This is a genomic window from Candidatus Streptomyces philanthi (assembly GCF_059553635.1).
Genome location: NZ_JCANQV010000087.1, coordinates 1 through 21,969 on the forward strand (window position 1 = coordinate 1; position 21,969 = coordinate 21,969).

18 protein-coding genes are annotated in these 21,969 nt (G+C 69.2%); 14 read left to right on the forward strand and 4 right to left on the reverse strand.

All coding sequences use genetic code 11. The annotated features are described in order from the left end of the window. Positions 1 to 7: 7 nt before the first annotated feature. The 10 genes from AC51EU_RS13065 to metG all read left to right on the forward strand — a co-directional run bounded on the left by AC51EU_RS13065 (position 8) and on the right by metG (position 10,599). Positions 8 to 787, forward strand: a complete 780-nt coding sequence (locus tag AC51EU_RS13065; protein WP_496267054.1) for a vWA domain-containing protein — start codon at positions 8 to 10, stop codon at positions 785 to 787. 182 nt (positions 788 to 969) lie between these two features. Then, the gene (locus AC51EU_RS13070; RefSeq protein WP_496267055.1) at positions 970 to 1,380 is read left to right on the forward strand and encodes an SseB family protein; all 411 of its coding nucleotides are present in this window, start codon (positions 970 to 972) and stop codon (positions 1,378 to 1,380) included. Continuing rightward, entirely contained in the window at positions 1,381 to 1,962 is a 582-nt protein-coding gene (locus AC51EU_RS13075; protein ID WP_496267039.1) for a hypothetical protein, read from the forward strand. After that, positions 1,959 to 6,752, forward strand: coding sequence for a putative T7SS-secreted protein (locus AC51EU_RS13080; RefSeq protein WP_496267040.1), 4,794 nt, complete (start codon positions 1,959 to 1,961; stop codon positions 6,750 to 6,752). The genes AC51EU_RS13075 and AC51EU_RS13080 overlap by 4 nt, the downstream gene beginning before the upstream one ends. 3 nt (positions 6,753 to 6,755) lie before the next feature. After that, entirely contained in the window at positions 6,756 to 7,124 is a 369-nt protein-coding gene (locus AC51EU_RS13085; protein ID WP_496267041.1) for a hypothetical protein, read from the forward strand. Between the two features lie 167 nt (positions 7,125 to 7,291). After that, positions 7,292 to 7,615 carry an immunity protein TriTu family protein gene (locus AC51EU_RS13090; RefSeq protein ID WP_496267056.1) on the forward strand — a complete coding sequence of 108 codons (324 nt, stop codon included), beginning with the start codon at positions 7,292 to 7,294 and terminating at the stop codon, positions 7,613 to 7,615. A 16-nt stretch (positions 7,616 to 7,631) separates the two neighbouring features. Further along, the gene (locus AC51EU_RS13095) at positions 7,632 to 7,931 is read left to right on the forward strand and encodes a hypothetical protein (RefSeq protein WP_496267042.1); all 300 of its coding nucleotides are present in this window, start codon (positions 7,632 to 7,634) and stop codon (positions 7,929 to 7,931) included. A 53-nt stretch (positions 7,932 to 7,984) separates the two neighbouring features. Then, complete coding sequence (locus AC51EU_RS13100) at positions 7,985 to 8,344, forward strand: hypothetical protein (protein ID WP_496267043.1); 360 nt, start codon at positions 7,985 to 7,987, stop codon at positions 8,342 to 8,344. A 29-nt stretch (positions 8,345 to 8,373) separates the two neighbouring features. After that, complete coding sequence (locus tag AC51EU_RS13105) at positions 8,374 to 8,847, forward strand: hypothetical protein (protein WP_496267044.1); 474 nt, start codon at positions 8,374 to 8,376, stop codon at positions 8,845 to 8,847. 42 nt (positions 8,848 to 8,889) lie between these two features. Next, positions 8,890 to 10,599: a methionine--tRNA ligase gene (metG, locus tag AC51EU_RS13110; RefSeq protein ID WP_496267045.1), complete on the forward strand. Its 1,710-nt coding sequence runs from the start codon at positions 8,890 to 8,892 to the stop codon at positions 10,597 to 10,599. A gap of 104 nt (positions 10,600 to 10,703) precedes the next feature. Here the strand turns inward: metG and aspS are convergent, their stop codons facing one another. Beyond that, on the reverse strand, positions 10,704 to 12,467 hold the full coding sequence (aspS, locus tag AC51EU_RS13115) for an aspartate--tRNA ligase (protein WP_496267046.1): 1,764 nt from the start codon (positions 12,465 to 12,467) through the stop codon (positions 10,704 to 10,706). 318 nt (positions 12,468 to 12,785) lie between these two features. Between aspS and AC51EU_RS13120 the strand changes: the two genes are divergently transcribed. Next, the gene (locus AC51EU_RS13120; protein ID WP_496267047.1) at positions 12,786 to 14,984 is read left to right on the forward strand and encodes an ATP-binding SpoIIE family protein phosphatase; all 2,199 of its coding nucleotides are present in this window, start codon (positions 12,786 to 12,788) and stop codon (positions 14,982 to 14,984) included. Here the strand turns inward: AC51EU_RS13120 and AC51EU_RS13125 are convergent. From AC51EU_RS13125 to AC51EU_RS13135, 3 genes are all read right to left on the reverse strand, one after another. Continuing rightward, positions 14,909 to 16,039, reverse strand: a complete 1,131-nt coding sequence (locus tag AC51EU_RS13125; RefSeq protein ID WP_496267048.1) for an AI-2E family transporter — start codon at positions 16,037 to 16,039, stop codon at positions 14,909 to 14,911. The genes AC51EU_RS13120 and AC51EU_RS13125 overlap by 76 nt on opposite strands. A gap of 71 nt (positions 16,040 to 16,110) precedes the next feature. After that, positions 16,111 to 17,064 carry a pirin family protein gene (locus AC51EU_RS13130; RefSeq protein WP_496267049.1) on the reverse strand — a complete coding sequence of 318 codons (954 nt, stop codon included), beginning with the start codon at positions 17,062 to 17,064 and terminating at the stop codon, positions 16,111 to 16,113. A gap of 172 nt (positions 17,065 to 17,236) precedes the next feature. Next, positions 17,237 to 17,704, reverse strand: coding sequence for an SseB family protein (locus AC51EU_RS13135; RefSeq protein ID WP_496267050.1), 468 nt, complete (start codon positions 17,702 to 17,704; stop codon positions 17,237 to 17,239). 153 nt (positions 17,705 to 17,857) lie between these two features. Here AC51EU_RS13135 and AC51EU_RS13140 point away from each other — a divergent pair, with 153 nt between their 5' ends. The 3 genes from AC51EU_RS13140 to AC51EU_RS13150 form a co-directional block, all read left to right on the forward strand. Next, entirely contained in the window at positions 17,858 to 19,684 is a 1,827-nt protein-coding gene (locus tag AC51EU_RS13140; RefSeq protein WP_496267051.1) for an acyl-CoA dehydrogenase, read from the forward strand. Positions 19,685 to 19,911: 227 nt separating this feature from the next. Further along, positions 19,912 to 21,207 carry a M18 family aminopeptidase gene (locus AC51EU_RS13145; RefSeq protein ID WP_496267052.1) on the forward strand — a complete coding sequence of 432 codons (1,296 nt, stop codon included), beginning with the start codon at positions 19,912 to 19,914 and terminating at the stop codon, positions 21,205 to 21,207. A 1-nt stretch (position 21,208) separates the two neighbouring features. Beyond that, the coding region (locus tag AC51EU_RS13150; RefSeq protein WP_496267053.1) for an AfsR/SARP family transcriptional regulator at positions 21,209 to 21,969 on the forward strand (761 nt) is incomplete at its 3' end.

The following is a 21,969-nucleotide window of genomic DNA, read 5'->3' on the forward strand; positions in this document are numbered from 1 at the left end:
CCCGAGCCTGCCCGCCCAGGGCACCCCGGTCGACGAGCGGCCCGCCGCCGCGCCGGCCCGGACACCGGGCATCTCCCTCACCAAGCTGGAGAAGACCGCCCCGGGACTCGTCAGCCTCTACAAGTCCGCCGGCGTCACCCTGGAGAAGCGCGGCCTCACCACCCAGCGCGCGGCCGTCTACCTCGTCCTCGACCGCTCCGGCTCGATGCGCCCGTACTACAAGGACGGCACCGTCCAGCACCTCGCCGAGCAGGCCCTCGGCCTCGCCGCGCACTTCGACGACGACGGCGTCGTCCCGGTCGTCTTCTTCTCCACCGACGTGGACGGCACCGCCGAACTGGACCTCACCCGCTACGCGGGCCGCATCGAGGAGCTGCACTCCGGCCTCGGCCACATGGGGCGCACCAACTACCACTGGGCCATCGAGGCCGTCGTCGAGCACTACAAGAACTCCGGCAGCACCGCCCCCGCCTTCGTCATCTTCCAGACCGACGGCGCCCCGACCTCCCGCCCGGCCGCCGAACGCGCCCTGTGCCAGGCCGCCGGCCTCCCGATCTTCTGGCAGTTCGTCGGTTTCGGCGACCCCGAGGGCAAGGGCTTCGACTTCCTCCGCAAGCTCGACGACCTCGCCGTCCCCGAAAAGCGCGTCGTCGACAACGCCGGCTTCTTCCACGCCGGTCGCACCCCCCGCTCCCTCTCCTCCGACGAGCTCTACCAGCAGCTGATGCTCGAATTCCCGGAATGGCTCACCGAAGCCCGCACCGCCGGCATCCTCCACAACACCTGACGCCACCTCCCCACCACCGGCCGCGCCGGGCCCCCGGGCCGCGCGGCCGGTTTCTTTTTCCCTCAACAAAATTCATCCCGTCCGGTTTTTTCTCACTCACCGCACTGTCAGTGCCGTATGCCATGCTGGTCACCTGCTGACGGGGAAAGGCCGGGGGAGGGCCCGTGTCATTGGCCGAAGAAGTGGCAGCGGTACACGAGGGACATCCGAATCCAGCGGCCCTCGTGGGGGAATTCCGACGCAGCGCCGTACTGCTCCCTCTCCTCGACGAATCCCTGATGACCGCCGACCTCGGCGGAATCCGCTGGGTGTACGCCTTCAGCGACGAGGACGCCCTCGCCCGTTTCGCCGAGACCCGCGGCAGCACCCCGGGCACGGAATGGCGGTACGTGACCGCGACCGGTGCACGCCTGCTCGACGTTCTGACACCCGCCGTGGACGGTCCGGCCGGAGTGGCCCTGGACGCGGGCAGCGAACAGGGAATGCTTTTCCCGCCGGTGCCCGGGATCGTCCCGGAATCCGCAGCACTGGACGTGCCCAGCACACCCGAACACCCGGGGAGCACAGAGGAATCACACAGGGGGATCTCATAAATGGGCCTGATCGGGGGAAACGGCTACCAGGTAGAACCCGAGGCGTTCAACGACCTCACGAAAGGCATCAGGGCTGCCACCGACGAACTGAAAGAGCTGGGATTCGACATCGAGGCCCAGTTGGGCCGCGGATTCGATGCCCTGGCCCTGGACAGCGTGGAATGCGGTGACGACGGCCTGGCAGCCGTCCTCACCTCGTTCTGCGAACGCTGGGGTTGGGGTGTGTACCAGCTGATGCGCACCGCCAACGATTTCTCCGAGAAACTCGGCCTGACGGCGGGGATGTACTACGAGCAGGAGCAGTATGTCTCCGGCACGCTCAAGATCGGCGTCAATGCCGCGATGGGTGACCCCACCCTGTCCTCCGAGGAGGTGCGGAAGAAGTCCTGGGGCGAGGTGGGCTCCGACAACGCCTTCACCCAATTCCGCGACGCGGACTGGAATCCCGCCTCGCGGGAGTCCCAGGAGGCCGGTCAGCGCGCACTCGGGGCAGTGCGGCAGGCAGCGGGCGACGTCGCCTCCGTACCGTCCCGCCTCACCGGCCGGAACACCGCGTCGGCGGACGGAGGTGACGACCGGTGAGCTGGGCGAAGGACGCCCTCGACAAGATCGGCGAAGCGGCACAGGACGTCGGCAGCGCCGTCGAGCGCGGTGCGGGCGAAGTCATCGAGTTCGCGGCCGACAAAACCGGCGACGTCCTGGAAGGCGTCGGCGCGGACGGCCTGGCGCAGAAGGTCAGGGCGGGCGGCGACCAGGCAGCGGGCGCCCTGGGCGCCCATGTCGACGAACGGCAGCTCGGCGAGACCACCGACCCCCGGCAGCTCATCCATGGCGAGCCCGCCAAGATCCATGAGACCGCCTCCCATCTGAAGGACTTCTCCGCGGCCTTCGACCGGGTGGCCTCCGGCATGCGCAAGGTCGGTTCCGCACAACAGTGGGGCGGCAAGGCCGCGGACGCCTTCCGCGAGCGCTTCGAGATGCACCCCAAGGACTGGATGCGTGCCGCCGACGCCTGCGAGGACGCTTCGAAGGCCCTGAACCGCTACGCCGAAACGGTCAGTTGGGCACAGGGCAAGGCCGCCGAGGCCATCGCCACGTACCAGAAGGCCGAGCAGTCCACCGCACACGCCCAGGACGCGTACAACGCGAAGGTCGACACGTACAACACGCGGGTCACGGCGTACAACGGTGCCGTGGAACGCGGTGGCGACCCCGGCTCCGTCCCGCAGAAGCCCGGCACGTTCACCGACCCGGGCAAGGAGGGGCGCCGGGCGGCGGAGGACATCCTGAAGGAGGCGCGCAGCCAGCGCGACGAGGCCGCCGAGAGGGCCCGCAACGCGATCAAGGGGGCGCTGGCGCACGCGCCGGAGAAGCCGGCGTTCACCACGCTCGCCGCGGCCGGCGTCAAGGACTTCGGTACGGCGTACGCCGTCGAGAGCGTCCATCTCGCGGGCGGAGCGCTCAGGGCCGCCGCCGAGACCGTGAAACTCGCCCGCACGGTCAACCCTCTGGACCCCTACAACATCAGCCATCCCTGGCAGTACGCCGCCAACGTCACCACCACCCTGGCCGGCCTCACAAGCGCTGCCACCCACCCCAAACAACTCGCCGCCGGCATGCTCGGCTCCGGCTGGGGCAGCGACCCCGCGGACGCGACCGGCGCCCTCCTCGTCAACCTCGTCGGCGGCAAGGGGGCCGGCGGGCTGGGCAAGGGCGCGGCACAGGCAGGGCTGAAGAGCGCGGGCAGGAACGCGGCGCGCAGCACGCTGCGGCGCTCCGCGAACGGTGTGCGGGATCTGGCCCGCGACATCAAGTGCAAGGTCCTGCGCCGGGAGCCGGTGGACATCGCCACGGGCCGGATGATCCTTCCGCAGACCGACGTCCGGCTCCCCGGCAGTCTTCCGCTGGTCTTCTCCCGCACCTTCGAGTCCTCGTACCGCGCCGGCCTCTGGTTCGGGCCCACCTGGACGAGCACCGCCGACCAACGGCTGGAGATCGACGCCGAGGGCGTCGTCCTCGTCACCGAGGAAGGCCAGCTCCTCGCCTATCCACACCCGGCCGTGGGCGTCCCCACCGTGCCGGCCGACGGCCCGGCCAGGCCGCTGGAACGGACACCGGACGGCGACTACGTCCTCACCGACCCCACCCGTGGCATACGGTGGTACTTCACCTCGATCTCCGAGGACCGTGCCGTCCTGGACGAGATGTCCGACCGTCGTGGCAACCGCATCAGCTTCGACCACGACGAGCAGGGCACCCCGACGGACATCGTCCACAGCGCCGGTTACCACCTCCGCCTGACCACCGACGCCGGACGCATCACGGCGCTCCATCTGGCCGGTGCCGCCCCCGACGGCGGTGACCAGCTCCTTCTCCGCTACGGGTACGACGCGTCGGGCCATCTCACGACCGTCACGAACTCCTCCGGTGTCCCCCTCCGCTTCGGGTACGACGCCGAGGGCCGGATGACGTCCTGGACGGACACCAACGGCAGCCGCTTCGCCTTCGTGTACGACGACCAGGACCGCTGCACATGGCAGAGCGGCGACGAGGGGCACCTTGCCTCCCGGCTGGTGTACGGCGACCGCGATCCCTCGACCGGTTTGCGCACGGTCCTGCAGTACGACTCGCACGAGCGGCTGACCCGCTATCAGGTCAACGACCGTCTCCAGATCGTCGCCGAGACCGATCCCACCGGGGCGACCACGCGTACCCAGCGCGACCACCACGATCGTGTCGTCGCCACCACGGACCCTTTGGGCCACACCACCCGCATCACCTACGACGATGACGGGCGCCCCGTCCGCGTCACCTTCCCCGACGGCACATCCGCCACCACCGCCTACGACGCCGACGGAAATCCCACCACCCTCACCGGCCCCGACGGCACGATATGGACCCACACCTACGACGCCAGCGGCAACCGCACCTCGTCCACCGATCCGTCAGGTGCCACCACCACCTACGGCTACGACCACCGCGGCCATCTCACTTCCGTCACCGACCCGCTCGGCAGTACCACCCGTGTCCACTGCGACGAGGCCGGGCTCCCCCTCGCGGTCACCGACCCTCTCGGAGCGACGACCCGCTACCGCCGTGACCGCTTCGGGCGGGTCACCTCCGTCACCGACCCCCTCGGCGCGACGACACACCTGGTCCACGACGTCGAAGGCCATCTCACCGCCCGCACCGACCCCTCCGGTGCCACCGAGCGCTGGACCTACGACGGCGAGGGCAACCGCACCAGCCACACCGACGCCCTCGGCCGCACCACTCACTTCGCGTACGGCCACTTCGACCGGCTCACCGCCCGCACCGACCCCGACGGCGTCCGCCACACCTTCGTCCACGACACCGAGCTACGCCTCACCCAGGTCACCAACCCCCAGGGCCTGACCTGGACCTACGCCTACGACGAGGCCGGCCGTCTCACCGCCGAAACGGACTTCGACGACCGCGTCCTCCGCTACACCCACGACGCCGGCGGGCGCCTCGCCACCCGCACCGACGCCCTCGGGCAGACCACGGTCTACACCCGGGACCCCCTTGGCCGCGTCACCGAGAAGGACACCGCCGGTACGCGCACCTCCTACGCCCACGACGCCTCGGGCAATCTCCTCAGCGCCGCCAACCCCGACGCCACCGTCGCCTACACCCGCGACGTCCTGGGCCGGATCACCGCCGAGACGGTCAACGGCCACACCATGACGTTCGCCTACGACGCCTTGGGCCGCCGTACCTCCCGCACCACCCCCTCGGGCGCCACGACCATCTACGTCTACGACGCGGCAGGGCACCGCACCGCACTGACCGTCTCCGGCCACACCCTCACCTTCGACCACGACGCGGCGGGCCGGGAACTGACCCGCACCGTCGACGACCACCTGCATCTCACCAGCGCCTGGGACCCCGTGGGCCGCCTGGTCTCCCAGTCCCTTGCCGCGGCCACTCCCGGCTCCCTCACCCGGCAAAGCACCGGCAACGCCTCAGCGCCCCTCCCGATGGCCCCCGGGGCACCGACCGCCCCCGGCCGCTCCCTCCTCCAGCGCCGCTCCTACACCTACCGCCCCGACGGCAGCCTGACCTCCATCGAGGATTCCCTCGCCGGCCTCCGCACCTTCGATCTGGACACCGCCGGCCGCGTCACCGCCGTCCACGCCGACGGCTGGACCGAGTCCTACGCCTACGACGAGGCCGGCAACCAGACCCACGCCACCTGGCCGGACCACCACGCCGGCCCCTCCGCCCGCGGCGACCGCTCCTACACCGGCACCCGCATCACCCACGCCGGCGCCGTCCACTACACGCACGACTCCCTGGGCCGCGTCACTCTCCGCCGGAAAACCCGCCTCTCCCGCAAGCCGGACACCTGGCACTACACCTGGGATCCGGAAAGCCGCCTCACCTCCGTCCGCACCCCGGACGGCACCACCTGGCGCTACCTCTACGACCCTTTCGGCCGCCGCACCGCCAAACAACGGCTGTCTCCCGACGGCCACACCGTCGCCGAACAGACCGACTTCACCTGGGACGGCCCCACTCTCACCGAACAAACCACCCGCACCACCGGCACCGATGTCGCCATCACGCTCACCTGGGACCACCAGGGCCTGACGCCCCTGACCCAAACCGAACGCAAAACCACGTCCGCGGCAAACGCGTCCCCTCACACCCTCGACCAACGCTTCTTCGCCATCGTCACCGACCTGATCGGCACCCCCACCGAACTCGTCGACACTTCCGGACACATCGCCTGGCGCACCCGCACCACCCTCTGGGGCACCACCACCTGGAACCGCAACGCCACGGCCCACACCCCCCTGCGCTTCCCCGGCCAGTACTTCGACCCGGAGACGGAACTCCACTACAACGTCCACCGCTATTACGACCCGACGATGGGGCGGTACCTTTCCCCGGATCCTCTGGGCCTTCAGCCGGCCGACAATCCTGTTGGCTATGTACACAATCCCCATTCCTGGGCAGACCCCTTGGGCCTAGCACCGTGCTTGAATGAGACCGGCAAGCATGGGCTGGACGCTAAAGGGAACTTCATATCCCCCAACGCCGACGGACAGAGGCTGGCCGATCACCTACGCCGCGAGTCCGCAGAATCCGTGTTCACACCCGATGGGAGGCTGTCCGCCGAAGCACTCGAAGGAAAGACACTCATCATTCCCGGCAGAGATTTGATGAACAAACACGTAGTAAAACACCTAACGTCAGACGGAAGCTCTATAGGGGACTGGGCCAAGTACACAACACGAACCTTCCAGAGTCCACAGGGAGATTTCCAGGTCCACTTTTACCAAAATTCCAAGACCGGGGCAGTCGCATACGACTCCGACTACAAGGCAGTCCTGAACAGGAGATAACCCATGCTTGCAAAAGTAAAACGGAAAGAACTCTCAAAAAATTTGCGTCCAGCCCTACGCGGCGACATCACACACGTGGTACTGGAACTCTACACAGAACACAACGGACTCAATTTCTTCCGCATCGACCCCGGAGACGGGAGCGCTCCAGCACTTTTCAGCACGGAGATCTTCGAACTGACATCGCATCATATTCCAGAATGCTGGCGAATCGACATGAAAGAGGATGGCTCATTTTTCATGCGGCCACAGTCATGGTCGACCCCGGGTTTCTGGGAAGCCTACTTCGACGGCGAGAACTGGGCGAGAAGCGAGTACAGAAACTGGCACGCCAGGATGGTCGAGGAGAGCATGCGTGAGGGCGGCATCTGAAAACCGGGCCGCGGACCGGCCACCTGGCGCTACACCTGGAACCCGGAAACCGCCCCACTCCGGACGGCACCGCCTCGCGCGGCTTCTGCAACCCTTCGTCCCCCACATATCGTGAAGATATGGCACTAATGGAGGGTCGTTCTCAAAAATACCCGGCGCCAGAAGTGATGACGGTCCACGAGTTCCTGTTTCCAGCGCTTCGCGCCTGGGTCGAGGCGAGGCGGGAGTCCTTGGCCGCGGAGGGGGTCGCGCTGGACCTGGACGATTCCCGGTCCGGTTGGGTCAAGGCAAGCATGGCCCTGGCGGTGGACGGCCCGGATGCGGTCGGCCAGCTGACGGTGTGGGACAGCGGGGAGGCCGAGTTGGAGTGGGGCGAGGTGGCTACCGGCCGGGTCGTCGCCGAGCACCGCGGCCTGGCGTCGGTCGAGGACCTGCACCGGGCCCTGGACGACCTGGTCCGCTGGCAGCGCGAGGGGGCTGGGGGGCCGTGAGCGAGAACGGAGGAGCATGGAAGAAAACGGCCTGAGAGCTTTGATCGCAAGATCCGCATCCGAAGACGATTGCCCGCAAGCGCTCATCGATGCGGTGTTGTCCGGTGAAGAATTGTCCTTCGAATCCGGAAAATCTCAACCGCATCCCTCCTCCACACCTACACACGACGCTTGCGGCGCGCACCACAGGGAACTCCTCTACATCGCACCACCGTTCACTTATGAATTTCCTCAAGAAATGCCCGGAGCCAGAGGTGGCGATGATTTCCGTCAGACCGACCCCCGGAGGATTCCACTTGTTCTTGGCGAACAATGAAGAGAGTAAGGTTATCTTCTGGATGTCAATGTTCGAGCAACAGAAGGTGAAAAATGGAGGTCATTTTCCCTTCGGGTCGAGAATTCCAGGTCTGGCAGTACTCCGTCAGCCACTCGGTGCTGCTCCTGAGGAGCTTTGACCCGAACCTCTACGCGACCAGAATAGATGTGATGTTCCCGGCAGTCACGTTCATGCATCTGCGGCCGAGCTACGCTTCACTCCATATTGCCGAGGTGAGTGAGGTCGAGGACCTGAAGGAAGTTCCTGGAGAAATTCCCGGAGACGGCCCCGGCACCCTGTTCCTCCTGAACGGCGGAGAAGGGTATGTCCGGGCGGCAAAGTGTTCCTGGCACGAGGACAACGGAGACCACCACACTCCGTCAAGGTTCGGCCCCCTGCGGGGGACTAAATAACAGGCCCACAGGCCAGGAAGGCCGGGATCATGAATCATGTCTTACCGGACGAGGAATGGCCGGGCGGATTCAGCTACCCGGAGAGCTTTTTGCGCGCCGTCGATTCCGGGCTGCTCGGGCTGGAGCCGTGGTGGCTGCTGGAGGGCAAGAACCTCCACTCACGGATGATCGGGATGCGCGAGCGTTTCCCGCAACGGCGACTGGTCCCCTTCGCCCGGCGCGAGGACAACGACGACGTCGCGTGCTGGGATCTCGCCAGCGGTACGGTGCGCGTCCTCCACGACTTCACGTCTCCGGGGCGGGAGAACAGAAAAGAATTCCCCCACTTCTACGCATGGCTCCGCGCAGCACTCGAAGATTTCATCGAGTGCGGAGAACCGGGCCCGGACGTCACGCCCTGCCCACCGGCTCCGGTCGGGGCGGGTGGGGCGCCGGCCCCCGGATCCGCAGGCAGTGGCCCTCACCACCCCCACCCCGTCCAGTACGATATTGACGTTCCGTAAAGCAAATCATCACCCACCGTAGCGACTTGGGAGCAGCCGGCAATGGCTCGACACCTCATCACCAGCGCCCTTCCGTACATCAACGGGATCAAGCACCTGGGCAACATGGTGGGGTCCATGCTCCCGGCCGATGTGTATGCCCGGTATCTGCGGCAGCGGGGGCACGATGTGCTCTTCATCTGTGCGACGGACGAGCACGGGACGCCCGCCGAGCTGGCGGCGAAGGCGGCGGGGCAGTCGGTCGACACGTTCTGCGGTGAGCAGCACGACGCGCAGAAGGCGATCTACGACGGGTTCGGGCTGCGGTTCGACCACTTCGGGCGGAGTTCGTCGCCGGAGAACGTCGAGCTGACGCAGCACTTCGCGCGCAGGCTGCACGAGAACGGGTTCATCGAGGAGCGGGCGATCCGGCAGGTCTTCTCGATCGCCGACGACCGTTTCCTGCCGGACCGCTACATCGTCGGCACCTGCCCGCACTGCGGTTACGACAAGGCGCGCGGTGACCAGTGCGAGCACTGCACCCGGGTGCTGGACCCGACGGACCTGATCGAGCCGCGCTCCGCGATCAGCGGCAGCAGCGATCTTGAGGTGCGGGAGACCAAGCACCTGTTCCTGCTCCAGTCCAAGCTCCAGGGCGAGGTCGAGGAGTGGATCGACGCGCACAGCGGGGACTGGCCGACGCTGGCCTCGTCCATCGCCCGCAAGTGGCTGACCGAGGGCCTTCAGGACCGTGCGATCACGCGTGACCTCGACTGGGGCGTGCCGGTGCCGGCCGATGTGTGGCCGGAGCTGGCGGCCGAGGGCAAGGTCTTCTACGTGTGGTTCGACGCCCCGGTCGAGTACATCGGCGCGACGAAGGAGTGGGCCGACGAGGCGCCGGAGGAGCGGGACTGGAAGTCGTGGTGGTACGAGGCCGACGACGTCCGGTACACGGAGTTCATGGCCAAGGACAATGTCCCGTTCCACTCGGTGATGTTCCCGGCCACCCAGCTCGGCACCCGTGAGCCGTGGAAGAAGGTCGACTTCCTCAAGGCATTCAACTGGCTGAACTACTACGGCGGGAAGTTCTCGACCTCCCAGCAGCGCGGCATCTTCACCGACGCGGCGCTGGAGCTGCTGCCGGCCGACTACTGGCGCTACTTCCTGATCGCGAACGCCCCGGAGTCGGACGACACCTCGTTCACCTGGGAGCTGTTCTCGTCGTCGGTCAACAAGGACCTCGCGGACACCCTCGGCAACTTCGTCAACCGGGTGCTGTCGTTCTCCCGCAAGCGGTTCGGTGACGAGGTGCCGGCGGGCGCCGAGGCCGGGGCCGCCGAGCAGAAGCTGGGCGAGGAGATCGCCGGGCTGCTCGCGGAGTACGAGGGACACATGGAGGCCCTCCAGTTCCGCAAGGCGGCGGCGGCGCTGCGCGCCCTGTGGAGCGCGGGCAACTCCTACCTGGAGGAGAAGGCGCCCTGGCTGGAGATCAAGACCGACAAGGACGCGGCGGCGCTGACGCTGCGGACGGCGATGAACCTGATCCACCTGTACGCGGTGGTCTCCGAGCCGTTCATCCCGGCGACGGCGCAGGCGATGCGTGGGGCGTTCGCCCTCGACGGTGACACCGCGACGTGGGTGACGGCCGAGGAGGCCGCGGCGCTGGCGTCGGTGCCGGCGGGTACGGCGTTCACGGTGCCGCCGGTGCTCTTCGCGAAGATCACCGAGGAGGACCTGGACGCGTACCGGGAGCGCTTCGGCGGCGGGGAGTAACCGCCCCGGGAACACCACGGCCCCTGGACCAGGACCGGTCCAGGGGCCGTAGCTTTCGCGCGGCGGCCCGGACCGACCGGTCCGGGCCGCCGCGCGCCGTCGTCCTACTTCACCTGCGGCTTGCGGATGTTCAGGTGGAGCTCCTTGAGGCGGGACTCGTCGACCTCGCTGGGGGCGCCCATCAGGAGGTCCTGGGCGTTGCCGTTGAGCGGGAAGGCGATGGTCTCGCGGATGTTGGGCTCGTCGGCCAGCAGCATGACGATGCGGTCGACGCCCGGGGCGATGCCGCCGTGCGGCGGGGCGCCGAACTTGAAGGCGCGGAGCATGCCGCCGAACTCGGCCTCGACGGTCTCCTTGTCGTAACCGGCGATGGAGAACGCCTTGTACATGACGTCCGGCTCGTGGTTCCGGATCGCGCCGGAGGACAGCTCGACGCCGTTGCAGACGATGTCGTACTGCCAGGCCAGGATGTCCAGCGGGTCCTTGGTCTCCAGGGCCTCCAGGCCGCCCTGCGGCATGGAGAACGGGTTGTGCGAGAACTCGATCTTGCCGGTGTCCTCGTCCTTCTCGAACATCGGGAAGTCGACGATCCAGCAGAAGCGGAACTCGTCCTCGACGAAGTGGCCGGCGCGCTTGGCGGCCTCGACGCGGACCGCGCCCATGATCTTGGAGACCTCGTCGAACTCGCCCGCGCCGAAGAAGACGGCGTGGCCGGGCTTGAGGTCCAGCGCCTCGGTCAGGGCCTTGACGTCGTCCTCGGTGAGGAACTTGGCGATCGGGCCGGCGAGCGCGTTGTCCTCGCCCACGCGGACCCAGGCCAGGCCCTTGGCGCCCTGCGCGACGGCGAACTCGCCCATCTGGTCGAAGAACTTCCGCGGCTGCCCGGCGGTGTCCGGCACGGCGAGCGCGCGGACGTGCTTGTCGGCGAACGCCTTGAAGCCCGAGCCGGCGAAGACGCCGGAGACGTCGACCAGCTCCAGCTCGGCGCGCAGGTCCGGCTTGTCGGAGCCGTACTTGAGCATCGCCTCGCGGAACGGGATGCGCGGGAACGGGGAGGTGACCGTGCGGCCGTTGCCGAACTCGGTGAACAGCTCGGTCATCAGCTTCTCGATCGGCTGGAAGACGTCCTCCTGCTCGACGAAGCTCATCTCGACGTCGAGCTGGTAGAACTCGCCGGGCGAGCGGTCGGCGCGGGCGTCCTCGTCGCGGAAGCAGGGCGCGATCTGGAAGTAGCGGTCGAAGCCGGCGATCATCAGCAGCTGCTTGAACTGCTGGGGGGCCTGCGGCAGCGCGTAGAACTTGCCGGCGTGCAGACGCGAGGGGACGAGGAAGTCGCGGGCGCCCTCGGGGGAGGTGGCCGACAGGATCGGGGTCGCCATCTCGTTGAAACCGAGCGCGGTCATCTTGTGCCGGATGGCGGAGATGACGGCGGTGCGCAGCAGGATGTTGCGGTGCATCCGCTCGCGGCGCAGGTCGAGGAAGCGGTATTCGAGGCGCTTCTCCTCGTTGACGCCGTCCTCGGTGTTGATCGTGAACGGGATCTGCTCGGCGGCGCCCAGCACCTCGACCTCGGAGACCTCGATCTCGATCTCGCCGGTCGGCAGGTCGGGGTTGATGTTGTCGGCGCCGCGGGCGCTGACCTTGCCGTCGACGCGGACGACGGTCTCCTTGGTCAGCGAGCTGAGCGCCTCGTTGGCGGGGGTGCCGGGGCGGGCGACGAGCTGCACCAGACCGTAGTGGTCGCGCAGATCGATGAAGAGGATGCCGCCCAGGTCACGTCGATTGTGCAGCCAGCCACTGAGGCGGACGTCCGTGTCGACGTCCGCGGCCCGAAGCTCACCGCAGGTGTGGGACCGGTACCGATGCATCGCTCATCCAAGTCGTCGCGAGTCGAGACGGGGCGGTCGAGGGCGGACCGGAGGGAGTGCGCCGAGCTGCGCACCGCCGTCGTACCGGCCTTCTTCCCGCATCCTTCCCTCCGTGGAGGGACGCCCCGGGTATGTGATAACCGCTCCAGGTTACCGTCCCGGGCCCCGTCCCTCGATTGGCATATACGTGTCACCGTGCTCGTGCGGGGGCCGGGCCCCGTTCCTTGCCCGGCGGCCGGGCCCCGGGCGCCTCCCGTGGGACCATGGTTCCGGCCACCGCGTTGGTCGCCCCACGGGCAACCCACATAAAGTGTGGCAATGCGCACCAAGGACCTCCTGGCCGCCATCGCGACCGGCCTGTGGCGCTGGGACAACGCCTCGGGACGAGTGACCCTCGACGCCGAAGCGGCCCGGCTGCTCGGCCTGCCCGCCGAACGGGCCGAGCTGAGCCAGGCGGCGGTGCGCTCCCGCTTCCACCCCGTCGACTTCGCCGAGATCAACGGCGTGGTCGAGCTCGCCGTCGCCGAGGAGACGCTGGCCGAGGCGCGGCTGCGGATCGTCGACGAACACGGCACGGTGCAGCGCATCGTCCGCTCCCGCTCCAGACCCATGAAGGTCGACGGGGACTTCGTCCTCGTCGGCACGCTCCAGGAGGTGCCCGAGCCGCAGCCGGGCACCTCCGCCGCGCACACCCCCATCACCGGCGACTGGCGCCGCTCGCGTGAGGCGTTCCTGCTGGACGCGGGCCGGGCGCTGGCCGAGGCCCGGTCGACGGCGGAGGTGCTGCGGGTGGCGAGCGGGCTGTCGATGCCCGGTTTCATGCCGGACGGCCTCGCGGTCTTCGGCATCGAGGGCGACCGGCTGACGGTCATCGGCCACCACGGGCACCTGCCCGGCGACGAGCGGCCCTTCCTGGACATGCCGCTGGAGACGGACTACCCGGCCGTCGAGGTGGTGCGCACCGGCCGGGCGCTCTATCTGCCGACGCCGGAGGCGTACCGGGCGCGTTTCCCGGCGGCCTGGCAGCTGGCGTCGCGGTTCCGGCGCCGGTCGTGGGCGTTCCTGCCGCTGGTCAACGCGGGACGGACGATCGGCGCGTGGATGGCGGGCTTCAGCCATCCGGTCGCCTTCACCCCGGACGAGCGCGCGGTGCTGACGACCGTCGCCCGGATGCTGGCGCAGGCACTGGCGCGGGCGGGGGCGCAGGAGTCCCAGCACGAGCTGGCGGTCGGGTTGCAGCGCAGCATGCTGCCGACGGTGCAGCCGGACATCCCGGGGATGACGGTGGCCGCCCGCTATGTGCCGACCGGCGGCGGGCTGGAGGTCGGCGGCGACTGGTACGACATGATCCCGCTGCCGTCCGGCCGGATCGCGCTGGTCATCGGTGATGTCCAGGGGCACGACGTACGGGCGGCGGGGCTGATGGGGCAGCTGCGGATAGCGCTGCGGGCCTACGCCTCCGAGGGGCACCACCCGGACGCGGTGCTCGCCCGCGCCGGCCGTTTCCTGGCCGGGATCAACGAGACGGAGGAGCGCGGCCGGGGCGAGGACCCGCGCTTCGCGACCTGCCTCTACATCGAGGTGGACCCGGCGACCGGGGTGCTGGACATCGCGCGGGCGGGCCATCCCGACCCGGCGATGCTGATGAGCGACGGCACGATGCTGATACGGCCGACCGCGGGCGGGATACCGCTGGGCATCGACCCGGACACCGGCTACCCGACGACGCGGCTGGTCCTGGAGCCCGGCGAGACCATGCTGGTCTGCACCGACGGGCTGATCGAGACCGGCGGCCATGACCTGGAGACGGGCTGGGCGCGGCTGCGCGACGTCCTCGAACGGCACGACGGCGGCCCGGAGGGCCCCGGCCTCGAAGCGCTCGCCGACGCCCTGGTGCAGGCGGTGCACGGCCCGCCCTCGCACCACACCACCGGCCCGCTGATCGACCGGCGTGAGGACGACATCGCCGTGCTGCTGCTCTCCCGTGAGGGCGCCAGCTGCGGGGTGGGCTCCGGCGGGCGGCGGGTGCGGCAGCCCGTACGGCGTACCGCGCTGACGATCGCGCAGGCGCAGCCGGAGCGGATAGCCGAGGCGCGGCGGCAGGTGCGTGATGTGCTGCACGACTGGGCCGATCCGGACCAGGTGGACTCCGCGGAGCTGATGGTCTCCGAGATGGTGACCAATGTCCTCACCCATACCGACGGTGACGCGCTGCTGATCGCCGAGATATCCGGGGAGCGCGGCGGCCGGAAGATCCGGGTCGATGTCGCGGACGGCAGTGACGAGCTGCCGCGCCGCCGTACCCCCGGTGAGCTGGCCTCCTCGGGCCGGGGGCTGGTGCTGATGGAGCTGCTGGCCGGGGCGTGGGGCGTCGAGCCGCGCGGCGACGGCAAGTCGACATGGTTCGAGCTGTACGAGGACGCGGGGGCCGCGGAGGCGGTTCAGACGCCGGAGCCGGCCGGTCCCTCGGGCCCAGCCGACGGTCCGGCAGGGGCGGTGTCGGAGTCCGCCGCGTAGCCCCTCCGCAGTTCGTGCAGGACGCCGGAGACCGCGGCGGTGAGGGGCACGGACAGCAGCATGCCGATGATGCCGGCGACGGTGGCGCCCGCGGCGATCGCCAGCATCACCACGGCCGGGTGCATCTGGACCGTACGGCTCTGGATCACCGGCTGGAGGACGTGGCCCTCCAGCACCTGCACGGCGAGGACGACACCGAGCGTCCACAGCGCGATCGCGAAGCCGCGGTCGGCGAGGGCGACGAGGATCGCCACCGTGCCGGAGATGAAGGCGCCGAGGTAGGGGATGTAGGCGCCGACGTAGACCAGGGCGCCCAGGCCGAAGGCGCCGGGCACCTTGAGGACGAGCAGTCCGACGGTGATGAAGGTGGCGTCGATCAGGGCGATGAGGGTGGTGCCGCGCATGAAGCCCTCGACGGCCTGGAAGCCGCGGCGGGCCATCCGCTCCAGCCGCGGTCCCGAGCCGCTGGGGGCCCAGTCGTGCAGGGCGCGTACGGCCTTGCCGGAGTCGCGCAGGAAGAAGAAGGTCAGCAGCAGGGCCAGTACGGCGGCGGCGATGAACTGGCCGACGATGCTGACGCCGGCCAGCAGGCCGGAGGCCGCGGTGCTGCCGAACCTTCCGATCAGCTGCCTGGCATTGGTCGCGAGGTCGTTGAGCGAGGCCCCCGCAGTGCCGAAGTGCCGGGAGAGTTCCCGCGCCGCGTCCTTGAGGGACGTGAGGATCTGGTCCCCGGTGTCCACCAGCGCGTTGACCACGACATAGCCGACGCCGCCGACCACGACGACCAGCAGGGCGCAGGTCAGTCCGGCCGCGAGCGAGCGGTTGAGCCGCATCGCCACCAGCCGCCGGTACACCGGCCCGAGCAGTGCGCTGCCCAGCAGGGCCAGCAGGACGGGCGTGACCGCCGCGCTCAGCTCCACGCACAGCCAGACGCCGAGTGCCGCGACGGCCGCGACCAGCAGGACGACGGCGCTCCAGGCGGCGGCGCGGCGGGCGGCGAGGGGCAGCAGGGGCTCTTCGCCCTGGTTCGGGGCACGTTCCGAGTCATGTCGCACCCGGACAGTCCACCACGGACGTACGTCGCAGTCCCGGCATTCGCGGCGGGTTCGGCGGTGTCCGCGGTGGCTCAGCTCTCCTCGGCGGGTATGGTCCCCAGCCGGCCGGCCTGGAAGTCCTCGAACGCCTGGGCCAGTTCGGCGTGGGTGTTCATGACGAACGGACCGTAGTGCATCATCGGCTCCCGGATCGGCAGCCCGCCCAGCAGCACGACCTCGAAGTTCGGGCTGCGGGACTCCTGGGTGCGGTCGGCCCGGATGGTGAGGGCGTCGCCGTCGCCGAAGACCACGGCCTGTCCCGTCCGGAACGGCCGTCCGTCGGCCCCCGCGCTGCCGCGCCCGGCCAGTGCGTACGCCAGCGCGTTGAAGTCGGAGCGCCAGGGCAGGGTCAGCTCGGCGCCCGGGTTCAACGACACATGCGTCATCGTGATCGGCGTGTGGGTGATGCCGGGGCCGTGGTGCCCGTCGAGGTCACCGGCGATCAGCCGCAGCAGGGCCCCGCCGTCGGCGGAGGTCAGCAGCTTGACCTGACCGCCACCGATGTCCTGGTAGCGGGGGGCCATCATCTTGTCCTTCTTCGGAAGGTTGACCCACAGCTGGAGGCCGTGGAACAGCCCGCCGGACATGACGAGCGACTCCGGCGGCGCCTCGATGTGCAGCAGCCCGGACCCGGCCGTCATCCACTGGGTGTCGCCATCGTTGATCACGCCGCCGCCACCGTGCGAGTCACGGTGCACAAACGTTCCGTCGAGCAGATAGGTGACGGTCTCGAAGCCGCGGTGCGGATGCCAGGGCGTGCCCTTGGGCTCTCCGGGCGCGTACTCCACCTCGCCCATCTGGTCCATCATGATGAACGGATCAAGGTACCTGTAGTGGATCCCGGCGAAGGCACGGCGCACCGGGAACCCCTCGCCCTCGAAACCGCTCGGCGCGGTCGAGACGGCGAGTACGGGACGGTCGCGCGCTTCGGCCGGTGCCGCCACGCGCGGCAGGGTCAGCGGGTTCTCCACGGTTACAGCGGGCATGACGGCCTCCTCGGTCGTTCCGCGTTCAATTTAGTTGAACGATGAACAACCCGCAAGGCGCGAGGTATTCCGGTCAACGTTCCCGCAGATCAGCGGGCAGACGAAGGGGCGGGCCCCGGTGTCCACCACCGGGGCCCGCCCCTCACGGGAAGCCCTGCCGAGGGCCCGCGCGTCAGCCGTACATCCGCCGCATCGTGAAGTCGACCATCTGCTCCACGGCCTTCGCATCGAAGACCATCCGGTGGTCGCCCTCCATGTCGAGGACGAAGCCGTAGCCGGTCGGCAGCAGATCGAGCACCTCGGCGCCGGTGATCACGAAGTACTTGGACTCCTTGCCGGCGTAGCGGCGCAGCTCCTTGAGGGAGGTGAACATCGGGATCACCGGCTGCTGGGTGTTGTGCAGCGCGAGAAAGCCGGGATTGTCGCCGCGCGGGCAGTAGATCTTCGACGTCGAGAAGATCTGCTGGAAGTCCTCGGGCGACATCGAGCCGGTCGTGAAGGCCCGCACCGCGTCCGCGAGCGAGGGCGGTGACGGCTCGGGATACAGCGGCTGCTCGCCGTAGCCCCCGGGGGCCGGTTGCTGCGGGGGCGGCGCGCCGTACTGCTGACCCGCACCCGGGTTCTGGTCGTAGCCGTACATGCGGCACAGCGTACTGAGTCGGGACGGGACGCTCGTCACAGATGGCCGATGAGGGGTTGCTTCTTATTACCGGTGGGTAGCATCATCGGGACTACTTGCTGGTATCGCTTGTCCGAGGTCTTGCCCTCTCTAGCCGTTACGGAGCCGAACCCCATGGGCCACTACAAGTCGAATCTCCGCGACATCGAGTTCAATCTCTTCGAGGTGCTCGGCCGCGACAGCGTCTATGGCACGGGTCCGTTCGCCGAGATGGACGTCGACACCGCCAAGAGCGTCCTGACCGAGATCGCCCGGCTCGCCGAGAACGAACTGGCCGATTCCTTCGCCGACGCCGACCGCAACCCGCCGGTCTTCGACCCCGACACCCACACCGCGCCGCTCCCCGACACGTTCAAGAAGAGCTACCAGGCGTACATGGACGCCGAGTGGTGGCGGCTGGGCATCCCGGAGGAGATCGGCGGCACCACCACGCCGCGCTCGCTGCTGTGGGCGTTCGCCGAGACGATCCTGGGCTCCAACCCCGCGATCTGGATGTACGCGTCCGGCCCGGCGTTCGCCGGCGTGCTCTTCGAGGAGGGCACCGAGCGGCAGAAGCACATCGCGCAGCTCGCCGTGGAGAAGGGCTGGGGCTCCACGATGGTGCTCACCGAGCCCGACGCGGGTTCGGACGTCGGCGCGGGCCGCACCAAGGCCGTCCAGCAGGAGGACGGCTCCTGGCACATCGAGGGCGTGAAGCGCTTCATCACCTCCGGTGAGCACGACATGTCGGAGAACATCCTCCACTACGTCCTCGCCCGTCCCGAGGGCCACGGCCCCGGCACCAAGGGCCTCTCCCTCTTCCTCGTCCCGAAGTACGAGTTCGACTTCGAGACCGGTGAGCTGGGCGCCCGCAACGGTGTCTACGCCACCAACGTCGAGCACAAGATGGGCCTCAAGGCGTCCAACACCTGCGAGATGACGTTCGGCGCCAACCACCCCGCCAAGGGCTGGCTGATCGGCGACAAGCACGATGGCATCCGCCAGATGTTCCGCATCATCGAGTTCGCCCGCATGATGGTCGGCACGAAGGCCATCGCCACCCTCTCCACCGGCTACCTCAACGCCCTGGAGTACGCCAAGGAGCGCGTGCAGGGCCCGGACCTGGCGTCCTTCACCGACAAGACCGCCCCGCGCGTCACCATCACCCACCACCCCGACGTGCGCCGCGCCCTGATGACGCAGAAGGCGTACGCGGAGGGCATGCGCGCCCTGGTGCTCTACACCGCGACCGTCCAGGACGAGATCCTCGCCAAGGAGACCGCGGGCGAGGACGCGAGCGCCGCGCACCGCCTCAACGACCTGCTGCTGCCCATCGTCAAGGGCTACGGCTCGGAGAAGTCCTACGAGCAGCTGGCGCAGTCGCTCCAGACCTTCGGCGGCTCCGGCTACCTCCAGGAGTACCCGATCGAGCAGTACATCCGGGACTCCAAGATCGACACCCTCTACGAGGGCACCACCGCGATCCAGGGCCAGGACTTCTTCTTCCGCAAGATCGTCCGCGACCAGGGCCAGGCGCTCACCACGCTCTCCGAGGAGATCAAGAAGTTCCTCGCCGACGGCGTGGGCGGCGCGGAGCTGGAGCAGGCCCGCGGCGAACTGGCCAAGGCCGCCGCCGACCTGGAGGCGATCGTCGGCGCCATGCTGACCGACCTCGCGGCGACCGAGAAGGACGTCACCTCCATCTACAAGGTCGGCCTCAACACCACCCGCCTGCTGATGGCCTCCGGTGACGTCGTCATCGGCTACCTGCTGCTGAAGGGCGCGGCCGTCGCCGCCGACAAGCTGTCCGGCGCCTCCTCGAAGGACAAGCCCTTCTACACCGGCAAGATCGCCGCGGCGAAGTTCTTCGCCCACAACGTGCTGCCGGGTGTCGCCGTCCAGCGCTCCCTGGCCGAGTCCGTCGACCAGTCGCTGATGGAGCTGGACGAGGCCGCGTTCTGACCCTTTTCTCAGAGTCTTCTCAGATCGGCCGTGCACACTGACGGGGCCCGCCTCCTTTCCCCCGGGGAGGCGGGCCTCGCCATGTCCGGCCCCTCCCCGCCCCGGTGGCGGAACCCGCCGTTCCAGTGGGGAATCCCGTCCGGTGTGCGGAAATACTGGCCGGAAGGGGCCGCGGTTACGTGCAGCGGGCACGAACCATACGGGCGCCGCCTCCTTATGCTGAAGCCATGACCAACTCCGCCCGCTTCGATCGCGGCCACACCGACGACCTGATGTCCTTCCTCGCCGCCAGTCCCTCCCCGTACCACGCGGTGGCGAACGCGGCGGAGCGGCTGGAGAAGGCCGGTTTCCGGCAGCTGGCGGAGACCGACGCCTGGGACGGCACGAGCGGCGGCAAGTACGTCCTGCGCGGCGGCGCCCTGATCGCCTGGTACGTCCCGGAAGGCGCCGAAGCCGCCACCCCCTACCGGATCGTGGGGGCCCACACCGACTCCCCCAACCTCCGCGTGAAGCCGATTCCGGACACCGGCGCCCACGGCTGGCGGCAGATCGCCGTCGAGATCTACGGCGGCACCCTCCTCAACACCTGGCTCGACCGCGACCTCGGCCTCAGCGGCCGGCTGACGCTGCGGGACGGCAGCCACCGCCTCGTGAACATCGACCGCGCCCTGCTGCGCGTCCCCCAACTCGCCGTCCACCTCGACCGGGCGGTCAACACCGACGGCCTGACCCTCGACAAGCAGCGCCACATGACGCCGATCTGGGGCCTGGGCGAGGTCGCGGAGGGCGACCTGATCGCCTTCGTCGAGGAGGAGGCCGGCGTCCCGGCGGGCGAGGTGCGCGGCTGGGACCTGATGGTCCACAGCATCGAGCCCCCCACCTACCTGGGACGCGACCGCGAGTTGGTCGCCGGGCCCCGCATGGACAACCTGCTGTCCGTCCACGCCGGCACCGCCGCCCTCATCGCCGCGGCCGCCTCCGGCGCCGCCCTCACCACGATCCCGGTGCTCGCCGCCTTCGACCACGAGGAGAACGGCAGCCAGTCCGACACCGGCGCCGACGGCCCGCTGCTCGGCACCGTCCTCGAACGGTCCGTCTTCGCCCGCGGCGGCTCCTACGAGGACCGGGCACGCGCCTTCGCGGGCACCGTCTGCCTGTCCTCCGACACCGGCCACGCCGTCCACCCCAACTACAGCGAGCGCCACGAGCCGGGCCACCACCCCGTGCCCAACGGCGGCCCGATCCTCAAGGTGAACGTCAACCAGCGCTACGCCACCGACGGCAGCGGACGGGCCGTGTTCGCCGCCGCCTGCGAGCGGGCCGGGGTGCCGTGGCAGTCGTTCGTCTCCAACAACTCGATGCCCTGCGGCACCACCATCGGCCCGATCACCGCGGCCCGGCACGGCATCACCACCGTCGACATCGGCGTCGCGATCCTCTCCATGCACTCGGCGCGCGAGCTGTGCGGCGCCGAGGACCCGTACCTGCTGGCCAACACCCTGACGGCCTTCCTGGAGGGGTGAGTTGGACTTCTCACTGCTGGGCCCGATCGCCGTCACGACCGGCTCCGGAGAGCTGTCGCTCGGGCCCGCCAAGCGCCGCAGTGTACTGGCGCTGCTCCTTCTGCGGCCCAACACCACCGTCCCGCTGGAGCAGTTGATCGACTGCCTCTGGGAGGACGAACCCCCCGCGCATGCCCGTACGGTCGTCCAGGGGCATGTCTCCCGTCTGCGCGCCGCGCTCGCCCAGGGCGGCGCGCAGGCATACGGCATCGAGCTGGCCACCCACGGCTCCGCGTATCTGCTGCGGCTGCCCGAGGAACTGATCGACGCCCACCGCTTCGGGGAGCTGGTGGCCCTCGCCCGGCCCGAACAGGCGCCGGGTGACGCGGTGCCGCTGCTACGGGAGGCACTGGGGCTGTGGCGCGGCCCGGCGCTGACCGGCACGGTCACCAGCCCGCCGTTCGCGGCCGCCGCCCACGCCCTGGAGGAGCGTCGGCTGACCGCCGTGGAGGCACTGGGACGGGCCTACGGCGCGCTCGGCGAGCACGAGCAGTCCGCCGCCGTGCTCTACTCCGCCGCGGTCAACCACCCGCTGCGGGAGGGGCTGATCGCCGGGCTGATGCGGGAGCTGTTCCGTACGGGGCGGCAGTCCGACGCCCTGGACTGGTACCACCGCACCCGCCGGCTGCTCAACGAGGAACTGGGCGTCGACCCCGGCGAGCGGCTGCGCGGCGCCTACGAGGAGATCCTGCGGGCCGAGGCCGCGGACCGGCGGAGCGCCGG

Bases quoted from the DNA above. Each gene is read 5' to 3' on its own strand.
- AC51EU_RS13105 (WP_496267044.1), top strand. From the start codon at position 8,374: ATGAATCATGTCTTACCGGACGAGGAATGGCCGGGCGGATTCAGCTAC.
- AC51EU_RS13130 (WP_496267049.1), bottom strand. From the start codon at position 17,064: ATGCCCGCTGTAACCGTGGAGAACCCGCTGACCCTGCCGCGCGTGGCG.
- AC51EU_RS13120 (WP_496267047.1), top strand. From the start codon at position 12,786: ATGCGCACCAAGGACCTCCTGGCCGCCATCGCGACCGGCCTGTGGCGC.
- AC51EU_RS13095 (WP_496267042.1), top strand. From the start codon at position 7,632: ATGGAAGAAAACGGCCTGAGAGCTTTGATCGCAAGATCCGCATCCGAA.
- AC51EU_RS13135 (WP_496267050.1), bottom strand. From the start codon at position 17,704: ATGTACGGCTACGACCAGAACCCGGGTGCGGGTCAGCAGTACGGCGCG.
- AC51EU_RS13090 (WP_496267056.1), top strand. From the start codon at position 7,292: ATGACGGTCCACGAGTTCCTGTTTCCAGCGCTTCGCGCCTGGGTCGAG.
- metG (WP_496267045.1), top strand. From the start codon at position 8,890: ATGGCTCGACACCTCATCACCAGCGCCCTTCCGTACATCAACGGGATC.
- AC51EU_RS13085 (WP_496267041.1), top strand. From the start codon at position 6,756: ATGCTTGCAAAAGTAAAACGGAAAGAACTCTCAAAAAATTTGCGTCCA.
- AC51EU_RS13075 (WP_496267039.1), top strand. From the start codon at position 1,381: ATGGGCCTGATCGGGGGAAACGGCTACCAGGTAGAACCCGAGGCGTTC.
- AC51EU_RS13140 (WP_496267051.1), top strand. From the start codon at position 17,858: ATGGGCCACTACAAGTCGAATCTCCGCGACATCGAGTTCAATCTCTTC.
- AC51EU_RS13145 (WP_496267052.1), top strand. From the start codon at position 19,912: ATGACCAACTCCGCCCGCTTCGATCGCGGCCACACCGACGACCTGATG.
- AC51EU_RS13100 (WP_496267043.1), top strand. From the start codon at position 7,985: ATGGAGGTCATTTTCCCTTCGGGTCGAGAATTCCAGGTCTGGCAGTAC.
- aspS (WP_496267046.1), bottom strand. From the start codon at position 12,467: ATGCATCGGTACCGGTCCCACACCTGCGGTGAGCTTCGGGCCGCGGAC.